Consider the following 13,056-nt stretch of genomic DNA (forward strand, 5'->3'; position numbering starts at 1 on the left):
GGGCATCCCTCAACGCCCGTACGTCTGCTCGCAGATCCTCGACTGCGGGCTGTCCTGCGGCCAGCCGCCGTACTGTCTGCCGAGGTCACAGACATCACCGAGGTCCTTGGGAACCGGCTGGGTCACGTCGGCGGGCTGCCGCTGCGGTGCTTCTGGAGGCCGCGGCGCCGGACGCGGTGGGCTCGGGCGTGAAGGCGCCGGTTTCTCCGGGGCCGGCGCCGGCGGGGGAGGCCGCCGCGCCGACGCCGTCGGCGACGGCTCATGGGGCGGTCCGATCCGCTCCAGTGCCTCCCGCGCGGGCGCCTGCACGATCTGCGGCTCCGCGCTGGCGTCCGGCAGGGAAGGAACGGTCCGGGAGGGCGGCGCCGAGGGCCCCGACGCGGGCGGCAGTTGGACCGTCACACAGCCGGAGAGGGCCGAGGCAGCCACGGTGACCAGGAGCGTTGCGGTGGTCGACGTTCGATGCACCCGCGCAACTCTGCTGCGTCGGCTGCCCTCTCGGGCGGCGGACAGCGCAGGATGCCCCACATGGGTGATCGGCGCCGCCGTCAGTCGCCGGTGCCGCCGTCGATGCGCTCGCGGATCAGGTCGGCGTGGCCGTTGTGGCGGGCGTACTCCTCGATCATGTGGGTGTAGAGCCAGCGGAGGTTGAACTGCTCGCCGGAGCGTCGGCTCCTGCCTTTGGAGAGGTCGTCCAGGTCGAAGCCGGCCGCGTTGCGCCGGGCGATGTCGATCTCGGCCCGCCACGTGGCGTGCGCCTCCTCCCAGCTGTCCTCCTCGTTGACGTGGAAGTCGCCGTCCGGATCCTCGTCGGAGTAGTAGATGGGCCCCGCGTCCTCGTCCATGAGCACCTTGCGGAACCAGCCGCGCTCCACCTCCGCCATATGCCGCACCAGCCCCATCAGGGAAAGCGTGGACGGCTCCACGGAGGTGCTCCTGAGCTGGGCGTCGGTCAGGCCTTCGCATTTCCATGCGAGGGTCTCGCGGTGGTAGTCCAGCCAGCCCTCCAGCATGGTGCGTTCGTCGGCGGTGTTGGCGGGTTCACGGCGCTCGATGGTCATGCCTGCATCCTGACCCACCCCGCCCCGCCCCACCAGCGATTTACGATGCCCCGCCGAGCATCCCGTCGAGCAACTCCCGCAACCCCGCCCGTACTTCATCGACGCTCGGCACCTCCGCGCTGAAGGACCCCGCCACGCACGAGAACATCAGCCCGTCCGCCCAGGCGATCAGCGACAGCGCGTGCCGCGCCGGGGCAGTCGAGCCCATCGCCGTGGCCAGGGCGGTGAGCTGGTCACGGAACCGCGCGCCGGTGGCGTCGAAGTAGGCGCGCAGCTCGGGACGGCGCGTCGCTTCCAGGGCCAGCTCGTAGCGGGCCAGCGTCAGGTCGCGGTGGTGGGTCAGGGCGCGGTGCGTGGCCAGCGCCAGGCCGTCCACCACCGAGTCGCGGCCACCTCGCGGGTCCGGCATCTCGTCCAGCGCCAGGACGCGTGACTCGCGCTCGGCGAGGCGGCGCACGGCCAGCTCCAGCAGTGCCTGCCGGGTGCGCGCCAGATTTGACGTCGAGCCCTGGGGGAGCCCTGACGCCTCGTCGACCGCCCGGTGGGTGAGCCCGCGCATCCCGCGCTCGGCGAGCAGGGCGAGCGCCGTGTCGGCGACGAGGTCGGTGCGGGAGGGGCTCTCGGTGCGTTCGGACATGGACGTCAACCTACCGCCAGCACTACGCCTGTAGTACCGTCGGCGCAGCGCCTCACTACACCTGTAGTGAAGGCCTGAGGAGGAGCCATGGCACAGACATCGCAGGTTGTCGTGATCGGCGGCGGAATCGGCGGCCTGACCGCGGCGGCGGCCCTGCACCAGCGCGGCCTGCAGGTCACCGTGCTGGAGCGGGCCCGCACGCTCGACCCGGTCGGCGCGGCCATCTCCCTGGCCCCCAACGCCCTGCGCGCCCTGGACGTCATCGGCCTCGGCGACGAGATCCGCGACCTCGCCGCCTGGCAGGGCGACGGAGGCCTGCGCACCCCCGGCGGGCGGTGGCTCTCCCGTGCCAACGCCGAGGCCGTCGCCGCCCGCTTCGGCGACCCCCTCGTCCTCCTCCACCGCGCCACCCTCATCAACAGCCTCGCCGCACAGCTCCCGCCGGACGCCGTCCGCCCGGCAGCCGCCGCGACCCTCGCCGACCCCGGCGACGCCGACCGCCCGGCACGGGTGCGCACGCCCGAGGGCGAGTGGGATGCCGACCTGGTCGTGGCCGCCGACGGCATCCACTCCGGCGTACGGAGGACCCTGTTCCCCCAGCACCCCGGACCCGTCTACTCCGGCTTCACCACCTGGCGCGTCGTGATCCCCGTGCCGGGCGCCGAGCCCGCCTCGCACGAGACCTGGGGCAGGGGCCGTATCTGGGGCACACAGCCGCTCAAGGACGGCCGGGTCTACGCGTACGCCGCCGCCCTGGCCCCGGCGGGGGAGCGGGCGCCAGACGACGAGAAGGCCGAGCTGGTCCGCCTGTTCGGCGACTGGCACGACCCGATCCCCGCCGTCCTCGCCGCGGCCCGCCCCGAGGACGTCCTGCGTCACGACGTCCACCACATCGCCCACCCGCTGCCCGCCTTCCACCGCGGCCGGGTCGCCCTCCTCGGCGACGCCGCCCATGCCATGCCCCCGACGCTCGGCCAGGGCGGCAACCAGGCGATCGAGGACGCGATCGTGCTCGCGCACCACTGGGACGACCTCGCTGCCTATTCGGCGGCGCGGCTGCCTCGTACGACCGCTGTCGCCCGCCAGGCCGTGCGGGTCGCGCGCCTGAACCTGACGAACAGCCGGGCCGCCATGGCTGTACGCAACACCCTGATCGCCGCGCTGTCGAAGGCCGGACCGGCGCTGATCCTGCGGAGCTTCGACGGGGTCGACTGGCGGCCACCGCAGCCGCCGTATGCTTCCGGGAAAGACCCAGGCAGGCAACGGTCAGAGGAGCACGCCCCGTGAAGGTCGGCTGCATCGGACTCGGTGACATCGCGGAGAAGGCGTACCTGCCGGTGCTGGCGACGCAGCCGGACATCGAACTGCACCTCCAGACCCGCACACCCGCGACGCTCGACCGCGTCGCCGACACGCTCCACCTCCCCGGCACCCGGCGCCACCGGGACCTCGACGCGCTCCTCGCCCAGGACCTCGACGCCGCGTTCGTGCACGCGCCCACCGTCGTGCACCCCGACATCGTGGCCCGGCTGCTGGAGGCGGACGTTCCGACGTACGTCGACAAGCCGCTGGCGTACGAACTCGCCGACTCCGAGCGGCTGGTGGCGCTCGCGGAGCAGCGGGGCGTTTCGCTGGCCGTCGGGTTCAACCGGCGGTACGCGCCCGGGTATGTGCAGTGCGCCGATCATCCGCGCGAGCTGATCCTGATGCAGAAGAACCGGATCGGGCTGCCGGAGGAGCCGCGCGCGATGGTCCTCGACGACTTCATCCATGTCGTGGACACACTCCGCTTCCTGGTGCCGGGCCCGGTCGACGACGTGACCGTGCGCGCCCGCACCGAGGGCGGCCTGCTGCACCACGTCGTGCTCCAGCTCGCCGGGGACGGCTTCACCGCGCTCGGTGTGATGAACCGGCTCAGCGGCTCGGCCGAGGAGATTCTGGAGGTGTCCGGGCAGGACACCAAGCGTCAGGTGGTCAATCTCGCCGAGGTGATCGACCACAAGGGGCAGCCGACGGTGCGGCGGCGCGGGGACTGGGTGCCGGTGTCCCGGCAGCGCGGCATCGAGCAGGCCGCGGGTGCCTTCCTCGACGCGGTGCGGGCGGGCAAGGTGCTCAGTGCCCGTGACGCGCTGGCCACCCACGAACTGTGCGAGCGGGTTGTACAGGCGGTCGAGGAGCGTGCCGCCTGAACCGCAGCGTCCGTAGTCCCTCGACGGCGCACCACGCGGCCATGATCAGCAGCGCGGCCCGTACCACCCAGTCGCCGAAGCGGACGTACGGCGTGACGCCGTGGGACAGCGGCACGTCGTAGACCTGCGAGGCGCTCTCGCTCGTGCCGAGCCACTGGCCCACGCGCTCTCCGTCGGGCCCGTGGACCGCGGAGACGCCGGTCAGTGTGGCGTGCACCATCGGGCGGCCGGTCTCGGCGGCACGCAGCGCGGCGAGCGAGGCATGCTGCTCGGGGGCCCAGCTCTGCTGGAACGTCGAGGTCGCCGACTGCGCGATCAGTACGTCGGCGCCGTCGTCGGCGAGATGGCGGCTCATGTCGGGAAACGCGGACTCGAAGCACACCATCGGCCCGACCCGCAGCCCCTGGCCGACATCCATGACGACCTGCCCGGTGCCGCGCCTGCGGTCCTCGCCCGCCGCCTCGCCGACGGAGGTCGCCCAGCCGAGGACCGAGCGGAACGGGATGTATTCGCCGAAGGGGACAAGCCGCATCTTGTCGTAGCGGGTGCCGGTGTAGCCGTTCGGGCCGATGAGCACCGAGCTCTTGTAGATGCCGGGCCGGTCGGAGCGCCGGGCGTCCACGTTGACGAGGATGTCCGTCCCCGTCTCACGGGACAGCGCGGCGATCCGCCGCCCGAGGTCGGGCCGCCTGACCAGGTCGTAGCCGACGCTGCTCTCGCCCCAGACGATCAGGTCGAGGTCCTGCCCGGCCAGTTCGCGGGTGAGCTGCTCCTCGCGGGTGAAGCGGTTGTCGGGGCCGGGGACGACGCCCGGCTGGACGACGGCGATCCGCATCCGGCCGTCCGTGTCGGGGCGCGGTGACCACATCCAGACCGCGGAGGTGGCGGTCGCGGTCGCGACGAGCCCGATGACAGCGGGCACGCGGGACGCGCGTATCGCCACGAGCACGGCGACCGCGACGTTCACGGCGACCACCAGGAAGCTCAGCAGCCACACGCCGCCCACCGAGGCGAGCCGCAGCGCCGGTTCCACCTGCCACTGGCTGGAGCCGATCATGCCCCACGGCCCGCCCAGCCCCTGCCAGGACCGCACCAGCTCCACCATCAGCCAGCCGGCCGGCAGCACGGCGAGCGCGGCGGCGATACGGCCCGCGGACGGCACCCCGGCCAGGAAATGCCGTACCAGCCACCCCCAGGGGGCCCAGAGGGCGCCGAGCAGCGCCGCGAGCACGAAGATGAAGACGTGCAGGTTCGGCAGCAGCCAGTGGTGCATCGCCACCATGAACCCGAAGCCGCCGCTCCAGCCGTCGTACAGCGCCCGTTTCCCGGTCGGCGCGGAGCGGATCAGCGCGATCCCGGGGACCAGGGCGACGTAGGCGAACCACCACAGCGACGGCGCGGGGAACGCGAGCACGGGCAGGGCGCCGGCCAGGGCAGCGAGCGCGGACCGGCGCCATGGGGAGGTGAGCCACTGCCCGAACGACTTCATACGGCGCCTCCCAGACCGGTTTCCCTCCAGTGTGCGCGCCCGGATGATCGCGGGACAGACGGCATCGGCCGACTTGATCACGCCGGGGCGGTCAGGGGCGTCGGCCGTCGGTCGCGTCGGCCCGATCAGGGCCTGGGCCGCCGGTCGGCATGCGGCGCCACTTCTCCCGCACCACGACCTCGCGCAGCCGCCAGCCGTCGTACGTGCGCGTCAAGGAGAAGGCGTACCGGCCGCCGCACAGGAAGTCCGGAGCCGCCGATCCACCGTCGTCACCGGCGAACCGCATCGGATTCACATAGTCGGCCTGCACCCGGGCGGTGTCGCCGGCGTCCTGCTCCAGGGTCCCGAACCGCACCCGGCGGTTGACGATCAGATGCTGCCGCATCGGGAACAGCCGCATACTCTCGGCGAGCCACTCCGCGATCTTCCCGGAATCTCCCTCGATCCCGCCGGCCGAGCGGTAGTCCGCCCGCCCGTCCGCCGTGAACAACTCCCGGTACGCCTCCCAGTCGCCGTCGTCCACGGCCACCGCATAGTCGGTGATCACTTCGTCGACCGCCAGCCGGTCCATCACGGTGGCAAGCTCCACACGCTGCGTCATCGGCTCAGTTTTGGGCATGTGACCGGCCGAGCCAAGGGGTACGCGGCGATATTCGGGGGCCGTTCACCAGGGGGACCGTACGAGTGGCCCCACCCCCTCTGCGAAGCTGGGCCGATCTTCATGCCGTGAGCGAGCCAGGAGGTACCGAATGAGCCGTCCCGTCACCGTGGTCACCGGCGGCAGCCGGGGCATCGGCGCCGCGACCTGTCTGCGGCTCGCGGAGGAGGGGCACGACGTCGTGGTGGGGTACGTCCGGGACGCCGAGGCCGCCGAGGCGGTGGCCGACGGAGTGCGGAAGGCCGGCGGGCGGTCGGTGCCGGTGCGGGTGGACACATCGGTCGAGGCGGATGTGGCGCGGCTCTTCGAGGTGGCCGAGGAGCGACTCGGGCCGGTGACGGGGCTGGTGAACAACGCCGCGGTGACCGGCCTGCTGGGGCGGCTCGCGGACACTGACCCCGCGGTCCTGCGGCGGGTCGTCGACGTCAACCTGCTGGGCGCGCTGCTGTGTTCGCGCCGGGCGGCACAGCTGATGACGGCCCGGGGGAGCGGCGTGATCGTGAACGTCTCGTCGGCCGCCGCGACCCTCGGCAGCCCCGGCGAGTATGTGCACTACGCGGCGACCAAGGCGGCCGTGGACGCGCTGACCCTGGGCCTGGCCAAGGAACTCGGCCCTGACGGCATCCGTGTCAACGCCGTGGCCCCCGGCGTGATCGACACGGAGATACACGCGGCCATGGGCGACCCGGATCGCGCCCGGCGCGCGGCTGCCAGGATCCCGCTGCGCCGTCCGGGACAGGCCGAGGAGATCGCGGCGGCGGTGGCGTGGCTGATGTCACCGGACGCGTCCTACGCGACGGGAGCGGTGCTGCGGGTCTCGGGCGGAATGTGACCTGCCGGTTCGCCGAACACTCAGGCAGCCTCGATCACATCGCCACGGATCGCGGCCGCCCACTCGACCACCAACAGCTCGTATTCCGCGCGCTCCTCGGCCGACAGCGAGCCGCCCGCGCGCATCCACAGCGCGCGGATCTGCTCATTCACCTCGGCGGCAGACCGTAAGGAACCAGAGGACACGGATTCGCGGGGCATGCGGGCAAGCCTAGGGGCAAGCACTGACACTGCGCTACCGAACCGCTACTCATTCCATATGCCGTTGGTCACGGGTACCGGGCGGGCTCAGCCCGCCGACTCCGCCGCGTGCGGGCTCAGGACGCCCGCCGTCACGAGTATGACGATCACGATGCCGAGCGCTATGCGGTACCAGACGAACGGCATGAAGCTCTTGGTCGAGATGAACTTCATGAACCAGGCGATGACGGCATATCCGGTCGCGAACGCGATCACCGTCGCGAAGGCCGTCGGCCCCCAGGAGACGTGGCCGGTCTCCATCGCGTCCTTGAGCTCGAAGAGGCCCGAGGCGAGCACGGCGGGGATGGCGAGGAGGAACGAGTAGCGGGCCGCGGCCTCGCGCTGGTAGCCCATGAAGAGGCCGCCGCTGATCGTCGCGCCGGAGCGGGAGACCCCGGGGATGAGGGCCGCGGCCTGGCAGGCGCCGAAGATCAGGCCGTCCTTCACGTTCAGATCCGCGAGTTGCTTGCGCTCCTTGGCGGCGCGATGCCGGCCGCCGCTCTCGTCGCGCGCCGCCAGCCGGTCGGCGACGCCGATGACGACGCCGATCACGATCAGCATGGTCGCCGTGATCCGCAGATCGCGGAACGGCCCCTCGATCTGGTCCTTGAGCGTCACGCCGAGCACGCCGATCGGGATCGAGCCGACGATCACCAGCCAGCCCATCTGCGCGTCGTGATCCTTGCGCATGGCCTTGTCGGTGAGCGATTTCGTCCAGGCCGCGATGATCCGCCCGATGTCCTTGCGGAAGTAGATCAGCACCGCGGTCTCCGTGCCGATCTGGGTGATCGCGGTGAAGGCCGCGCCCGGGTCCTCCCAGCCCGAGAAGGCCGCCGTCAGCCGCAGATGCGCGCTGGAGGAGACGGGCAGAAACTCGGTCAGCCCCTGGACGAGTCCGAGGATGAGGGATTCAAACCAAGACATGAAGTTACGGAGTCCAAGTGCTGGTCGGGCCGGAACGACGGGAGCCCCCAGCCGCCGGTGCGGTGATCACAGGTGTCGGGGGGAAGCGTAGCGTCCCGGGCCGACAGCCCTGGCACAGGGGCGTCGCAGCCGGGCGGTGGCAGCGGGTTCGACGGTGTTGACCTGCGATGGGGGCTGCGCTTACGTTGCAGCGGTAGAGAAAGCGCTTGCTGGCTCCCTGGGGAGTCCTGCTCGTCCCCTGAGGAGTGCTGATCACGTCCATGCCCGCATCCGAGTCCGAACCCGGGACGTATCGCTCCGCGGGAAGTGCGGCGATGGGCCGTCGATCGCCTGCCGGTCCGTCGTGGCTGGTCGCGCCCCGCGGCGGAGCCGCATATCGACACAGCCCCGCGCCCCTTCGGGGCGCTACCGGCCGCCGTATCAAGGTTGCCGTCGTCGGCACCGGTGCGATCGCTCGTGACTCGCATCTGCCCGCGCTGGCGCGGCTCGCTGAGGAGGGGGAGGTCGAGGTCGTTGCCGCGGTCGACATCGATGTCGCCTCGGCCGAGGCATGCTGCGCAGAGAGCGGCATTCCGCACGCCTACACCGACCTGGACCGGATGCTGGCGGAGCAGCGGCCCGACCTGGTCACCATCTGTACTCCGCCCACGCTCCACCGTGACCAGACCGTCACCGCCCTGCGCGCGGGTGCCTGGGTGTGGTGCGAGAAGCCGCCCGTGCCGACGCTGGCCGACTTCGACGCCGTCGAGGCCGCGGAGGGCGAGGACGGCGGGCCGTATGCCGCCATCGTCTTCCAGCACCGCTTCGGCTCGGGCTCCCGGCATGTACGACGGCTGCTCGCCGAGCAGGCCCTGGGGCGGCCGCTGGTCGCGCACTGCCAGACCACCTGGTATCGCGACACCGCTTACTACGCGGTGCCCTGGCGTGGGCGCTGGCAGACCGAGGGCGGCGGTCCGGCCATGGGCCACGGAATCCATCAGATGGATCTGCTGCTCGATCTGCTCGGCCCGTGGAGCGAGGTCCGGGCGATGGCCGGACGGCTGGTGCACGACGTGGAGACGGAGGACGTCTCCACCGCCCTGGTCCGCTTCGAGAACGGCGCGCTGGCGACCGTCGTCAACAGCGTTCTGTCGCCCGACGAGGTCAGTCGCATCCGCATCGACTGCGCCCGCGCCACCGTGGAGCTGACCCACCTCTACGGCCACAGCAACGCCCACTGGCGCATCACCCCGGCGTCCGACGTGCCCGCCGAACTGGCCGCGCGGTGGCAGGACTTCGGTGAGGACGTGCCCAGTTCGCATCTCGCGCAGCTGAGGGAGCTGGTCGCGAGCATGCGGGCCGGACAGCGACCGCGCAGCAGCGGCGCCGACGGGCGGACGAGCCTGGAGCTGATCGCCGCGCTCTACAAGTCGGCGTTCACGGACGCGACGGTGAAGGCGGGCGAGATCGGCCCGGGCGACCCGTACTACGCGGCGATGCACGGCGGCGCTCCCGGCTGGGCCCCCATCGTCGGCGAGGGGGTCTCGGCGTGACCGGGCTGCGCATCACGCACGCGTACGGCGACCGCATCACCGTGACCGAACCGGTCACCGGTGTGGAACTGCTCGCCTATGTGTACCGGCCGGAGGCCGCCTGGGAGGCGCCGAGGCCGTACGTCCATCCGCTGCGGACCCTCGCGGGCGCCGTCGTCACCGACTACCGGCCCAACGACCACCGCTGGCACAAGGGCCTGTCGCTCACGGCCTCGCATCTGTCCGGGGCGAATCTGTGGGGCGGCAACACCTATGTGCACGGAGAGGGGTATCTCGAACTCCCGGAGCGGGTCGGGTCGATGGCGCACGTCGGCTTCGACGAGATCTCCTCGGACGGCGACCGGCTCGTCATCGCCGAACGGCTGACCTGGCACCCGTACGACGGTGAGCTGTGGGCCGAGGAGGAGCGCCGGATCGAGGTGCACGACGTCGATCCGGGCGCGGGGTCCTGGGCGCTGACCTGGACGACCGCGGTCACCAACCGGCGCGAGGAGCCGCTGCGGTTCGGCAGCCCGACCACCGCGGGGCGTGAACTGGCCGGCTATACGGGCCTGTTCTGGCGCGGCCCGCGCGCCTTCCGGGACGGGCGGATCATCGGGCCGGACGGCGAGGGCACCGAGCTGATGGGCACGCAGGCGCCCTGGCTCGCCCTCTCCGGCGAACACGACGGCACGGACGGCCACGCCACCCTCGTCTTCGAGCACGCCCCCGAGAACGACCACCTCGGCGACCGAGGAGCCCACCCCGCCCACTGGTTCGTCCGCAATGAACCCTTCGCCGGTGTCGCCCCCTCATGGGCCTTCTTCGACGAACTGGAACTCGCGCCCGGCGACACCCTCACCCGCCGCTACCGGGTCGTCGTGGCCGACGGAGCCTGGGAGCGGGACGAGGTCGCCAAGTACCTGGAGGCGCACCCCTGGTGAGGACAGCGGCCTGTTGAAGGCTTACGCCGCCGTCGGTCCCGACACCGTCCAGCCGGGCGTCTGCGGATGGGCCGTCAGGTCCTCGTGGTGCACCGCGCCGGCGCAGGCGGTGCAGGTGACGACGGGGACCAGTTCATTGCCGCAGATGTGCTCGATCACCATGGGGCGGTTGTCGTCCTGGCGGAGATGGCGGTCGCCCCACGCCATGAGCGTGATCAGGACCGGCTCCAGTTCGAGCCCCGCCTGCGTCGGCCGGTACTCGAAACGCTGCGGACGCTCGCTGTAGGCCCGCTTCGTCAGGACCCCGGCGTCCACGAGGCGGCGCAGCCGGGTGGCCAGGATGTCGCGCGGGGCGCCGATGTTGCGTACGAGCTGGTCGAAGCGGCCGTTGCCGAGGCACACCTCCCGCAGGACGAGCAGCGAGTACTTCTCACCGACGAGCGCCAGGGTGTCGGCGATGGAGCAGGGGCGGGCGTCTTTCATGGCGGCCATGACGCCAGTCTAGAGGAGGGTTTGATTTTCCAACCCTCTGGGCTATGGTGAGTTTGGATTTCCTACTAACCGGTAGTCATGTAGTTGCTTTAGTCGCGGAGGCCCGCACCATGCGTGACGCAGTGATCGTCGAAGCCGTACGCACCCCGGTGGGCAAGGGCAAGCCGAACGGCTCCCTCGCCCACGTCCACCCCGTCGAGCTCCTCGCCCACACCCTGCGCACCCTCGTCGCCCGCTCCGGCGTCGACCCGGCGCTGATCGACGACGTGATCGGCGGAACCGTCGACCAGGTCGGCGAGCAGGCCATGAACACCACCCGCTACGCCGCTCTGTCCGCCGGCTTCCCGGAGACCGTCCCGGCGACCACCGTGGACCGCCAGTGCGGCTCCTCCCAGCAGGCCGTGCACTTCGCGGCCCAGGGCGTCATCTCGGGCGCGTACGACCTCGTCGTCGCCTGCGGTGTCGAGTCGATGAGCCGGGTGCCGATGTGGTCGAACGTCCCGCCCGGCGCCGACCCCTTCGGCCCCGGCATCGCCGAGCGCTACCCCGAGGGACTCGTCCCGCAGGGCATCAGCGCCGAGCTGATCGCCGCCAAGTGGTCGATCACCCGCGAGCAGATGGACACCTTCGCGGTCTCCTCGCATCACAAGGCCGCCGCGGCCTTGGACGCCGGCCTGTTCGACGCCGAGGTCGCGCCCCTGGACGACGTCACCCGTGACGAGTGCGTCCGTCCGTCCAGCACCCCCGAGATCCTGGCCGGCCTCAAACCCGCCTACCACGACCCGGCGTTCGCCGAGCGCTTCCCGCAGATCGAGTGGAACGTCACCGCGGGCAACGCCAGCCCCGTCAACGACGGCGCCTCCGCCGTGCTCATCACCTCCAGCGAGACCGCCGCCCGACTCGGTCTGCGCCCGCTGGCCCGGCTGCACAGCTTCGCCGTCACCGGATCCGACCCGCTCCTCATGCTCACCGGCGTGATCCCGGCCACGGAGAAGGTGCTGCGCAGGGCGTCGCTCTCCCTCGACGACATCGACCTGTTCGAGGTCAACGAGGCGTTCTCCAGCGTCGTGCTGGCCTGGCAGCAGGAGACCGGTGCCGACCTCGCCAAGGTCAATGTGCACGGCGGCGCGATCGCCATCGGCCACCCGCTCGGCGCGAGCGGCACCCGCCTGACGACCACGGTGGTGCATGCGATGCGGGAGCGCGGCGCACGGTATGCCCTGCAGACGATGTGCGAGGCGGGCGGGCTCGCCAACGCGATGGTCCTCGAGTCGGTCTGACCCGGCCGGTTCAGCGGCGGCGCAGGTGGTGGCGCTTGCGCCAGGCCAGCACCGCGCCCCCGAGGGCCGGCAGAGCTATGGCGGCCACCGCGATCAGGAACACCGGAGACGTCGGCGCCCCGGCCCGGGCGCCGGCGACGACGTACGCGGCGACGTTGGGCATCGAACCGAGCGCCGTGGCGAGCAGAAACGGGAAGTAGCCCATGCGGGAGACGGAGGCGGCGTAGTTCGCCGCCCAGAACGGCACCCCGGGGAACAGCCGCACCGCCAGCATCGACCGGAAACCGTGCCTGCTGAACTGCCTGTCCGCCGCATGAAGCAACCGGCCGCGCAGCAGCGGGCGCAGGGCGTCCTGGCCGAGCAGCCGGCCGAGCGCGAAGGAGATCGCGGCCCCGATCACCGTGCCGATGATGGCGGCGACCAGGCCCAGGGCCGAGCCGAAGAGCGCGCCGGCCGCGAGGTTCAGCAGCGGCCGCGGCACGAACGCCACGGTGACCAGGCCGTACGCCACCGCGAAGATCACCACCGCCGTGGGACCGCCGATCTGAGGCGGCCAGCCCTGCGCCATGAGCTTCTGGGGTTCGAAGAGCAGCACCGACGCCCCGGCCGCCGCGAGCAGCGCGACGAGCAGGGACAGGCGCGACCACGGCGACAGCAGCACTCTCGTGCAGCGCGTGGCGAAGCCACCCGGTGTGGGGACGGCGGCGGCGAGCTCCGTGGCGTCGGCCGGCGGAGCGGCCGTGGGTGCGGTGCCCCCAGAGCGGGTGGTGGCATCGAGCATTCGGCGACACTAACCGACC

The 13,056-nt window shown here is 71.8% G+C and carries 15 protein-coding genes; 6 read left to right on the top strand and 9 right to left on the bottom strand.

The genetic code is table 11. From position 1 onward, the window contains the following. Positions 1 to 9 precede the first annotated feature (9 nt). From OG828_RS41270 to OG828_RS41280, 3 genes are all read right to left on the bottom strand, one after another. The gene (locus OG828_RS41270; protein ID WP_328504026.1) at positions 10 to 468 is read right to left on the bottom strand and encodes a hypothetical protein; all 459 of its coding nucleotides are present in this window, start codon (positions 466 to 468) and stop codon (positions 10 to 12) included. 80 nt (positions 469 to 548) lie between these two features. Continuing rightward, the gene (locus tag OG828_RS41275; protein WP_328504027.1) at positions 549 to 1,061 is read right to left on the bottom strand and encodes a DinB family protein; all 513 of its coding nucleotides are present in this window, start codon (positions 1,059 to 1,061) and stop codon (positions 549 to 551) included. A 40-nt stretch (positions 1,062 to 1,101) separates the two neighbouring features. Next, the gene (locus OG828_RS41280) at positions 1,102 to 1,698 is read right to left on the bottom strand and encodes a TetR/AcrR family transcriptional regulator (RefSeq protein WP_328504028.1); all 597 of its coding nucleotides are present in this window, start codon (positions 1,696 to 1,698) and stop codon (positions 1,102 to 1,104) included. A gap of 87 nt (positions 1,699 to 1,785) precedes the next feature. On the opposite strand from OG828_RS41280, the gene OG828_RS41285 reads away from it, so the two are divergent. Beyond that, positions 1,786 to 2,985, top strand: a complete 1,200-nt coding sequence (locus OG828_RS41285) for an FAD-dependent monooxygenase (protein WP_328504029.1) — start codon at positions 1,786 to 1,788, stop codon at positions 2,983 to 2,985. Beyond that, positions 2,982 to 3,887 carry a Gfo/Idh/MocA family protein gene (locus OG828_RS41290; protein ID WP_328504030.1) on the top strand — a complete coding sequence of 302 codons (906 nt, stop codon included), beginning with the start codon at positions 2,982 to 2,984 and terminating at the stop codon, positions 3,885 to 3,887. Before OG828_RS41285 ends, OG828_RS41290 begins: the two co-directional genes overlap by 4 nt. Here the strand turns inward: OG828_RS41290 and lnt are convergent. Continuing rightward, complete coding sequence (lnt, locus tag OG828_RS41295; RefSeq protein ID WP_328504031.1) at positions 3,811 to 5,376, bottom strand: apolipoprotein N-acyltransferase; 1,566 nt, start codon at positions 5,374 to 5,376, stop codon at positions 3,811 to 3,813. The two genes, OG828_RS41290 and lnt, sit on opposite strands and share 77 nt — an antisense overlap. Positions 5,377 to 5,467: 91 nt before the next feature. Beyond that, a complete protein-coding gene (locus OG828_RS41300; protein ID WP_328441693.1) occupies positions 5,468 to 5,977 on the bottom strand; it encodes a nuclear transport factor 2 family protein in 510 nt (169 codons plus the stop codon). A 148-nt stretch (positions 5,978 to 6,125) separates the two neighbouring features. Between OG828_RS41300 and OG828_RS41305 the strand changes: the two genes are divergently transcribed. Next, positions 6,126 to 6,866 (top strand): SDR family NAD(P)-dependent oxidoreductase, encoded by a 741-nt coding sequence (locus tag OG828_RS41305; protein WP_328504032.1) that lies wholly within the window; start codon positions 6,126 to 6,128, stop codon positions 6,864 to 6,866. 20 nt (positions 6,867 to 6,886) lie between these two features. On the opposite strand, the gene OG828_RS41310 is transcribed toward OG828_RS41305, so the two are convergent. Both OG828_RS41310 and OG828_RS41315 read right to left on the bottom strand, forming a co-directional pair. Beyond that, positions 6,887 to 7,066, bottom strand: coding sequence for a hypothetical protein (locus tag OG828_RS41310; protein WP_210571033.1), 180 nt, complete (start codon positions 7,064 to 7,066; stop codon positions 6,887 to 6,889). Positions 7,067 to 7,153: 87 nt separating this feature from the next. Further along, positions 7,154 to 8,029, bottom strand: coding sequence for an undecaprenyl-diphosphate phosphatase (locus OG828_RS41315; RefSeq protein ID WP_328504033.1), 876 nt, complete (start codon positions 8,027 to 8,029; stop codon positions 7,154 to 7,156). A 260-nt stretch (positions 8,030 to 8,289) separates the two neighbouring features. On the opposite strand from OG828_RS41315, the gene OG828_RS41320 reads away from it, so the two are divergent. Then, positions 8,290 to 9,561 carry a Gfo/Idh/MocA family protein gene (locus OG828_RS41320; RefSeq protein WP_328504034.1) on the top strand — a complete coding sequence of 424 codons (1,272 nt, stop codon included), beginning with the start codon at positions 8,290 to 8,292 and terminating at the stop codon, positions 9,559 to 9,561. After that, positions 9,558 to 10,484, top strand: a complete 927-nt coding sequence (locus OG828_RS41325) for a PmoA family protein (protein ID WP_328504035.1) — start codon at positions 9,558 to 9,560, stop codon at positions 10,482 to 10,484. Before OG828_RS41320 ends, OG828_RS41325 begins: the two co-directional genes overlap by 4 nt. 21 nt (positions 10,485 to 10,505) lie before the next feature. Here the strand turns inward: OG828_RS41325 and OG828_RS41330 are convergent, their stop codons facing one another. Continuing rightward, positions 10,506 to 10,976, bottom strand: coding sequence for a winged helix-turn-helix transcriptional regulator (locus OG828_RS41330; protein ID WP_328368722.1), 471 nt, complete (start codon positions 10,974 to 10,976; stop codon positions 10,506 to 10,508). A gap of 110 nt (positions 10,977 to 11,086) precedes the next feature. Between OG828_RS41330 and OG828_RS41335 the strand changes: the two genes are divergently transcribed. Continuing rightward, the gene (locus OG828_RS41335) at positions 11,087 to 12,256 is read left to right on the top strand and encodes a thiolase family protein (RefSeq protein ID WP_328504036.1); all 1,170 of its coding nucleotides are present in this window, start codon (positions 11,087 to 11,089) and stop codon (positions 12,254 to 12,256) included. Positions 12,257 to 12,266: 10 nt separating this feature from the next. Here OG828_RS41335 and OG828_RS41340 read toward each other — a convergent pair whose 3' ends face one another. Continuing rightward, a complete protein-coding gene (locus OG828_RS41340) occupies positions 12,267 to 13,037 on the bottom strand; it encodes a TVP38/TMEM64 family protein (protein ID WP_328504037.1) in 771 nt (256 codons plus the stop codon). Between the last annotated feature and the right edge of the window lie 19 nt (positions 13,038 to 13,056).

Origin of the sequence: Streptomyces sp. NBC_00457 (genome assembly GCF_036014015.1) — a bacterium.
GTDB lineage: Bacteria > Actinomycetota > Actinomycetes > Streptomycetales > Streptomycetaceae > Streptomyces.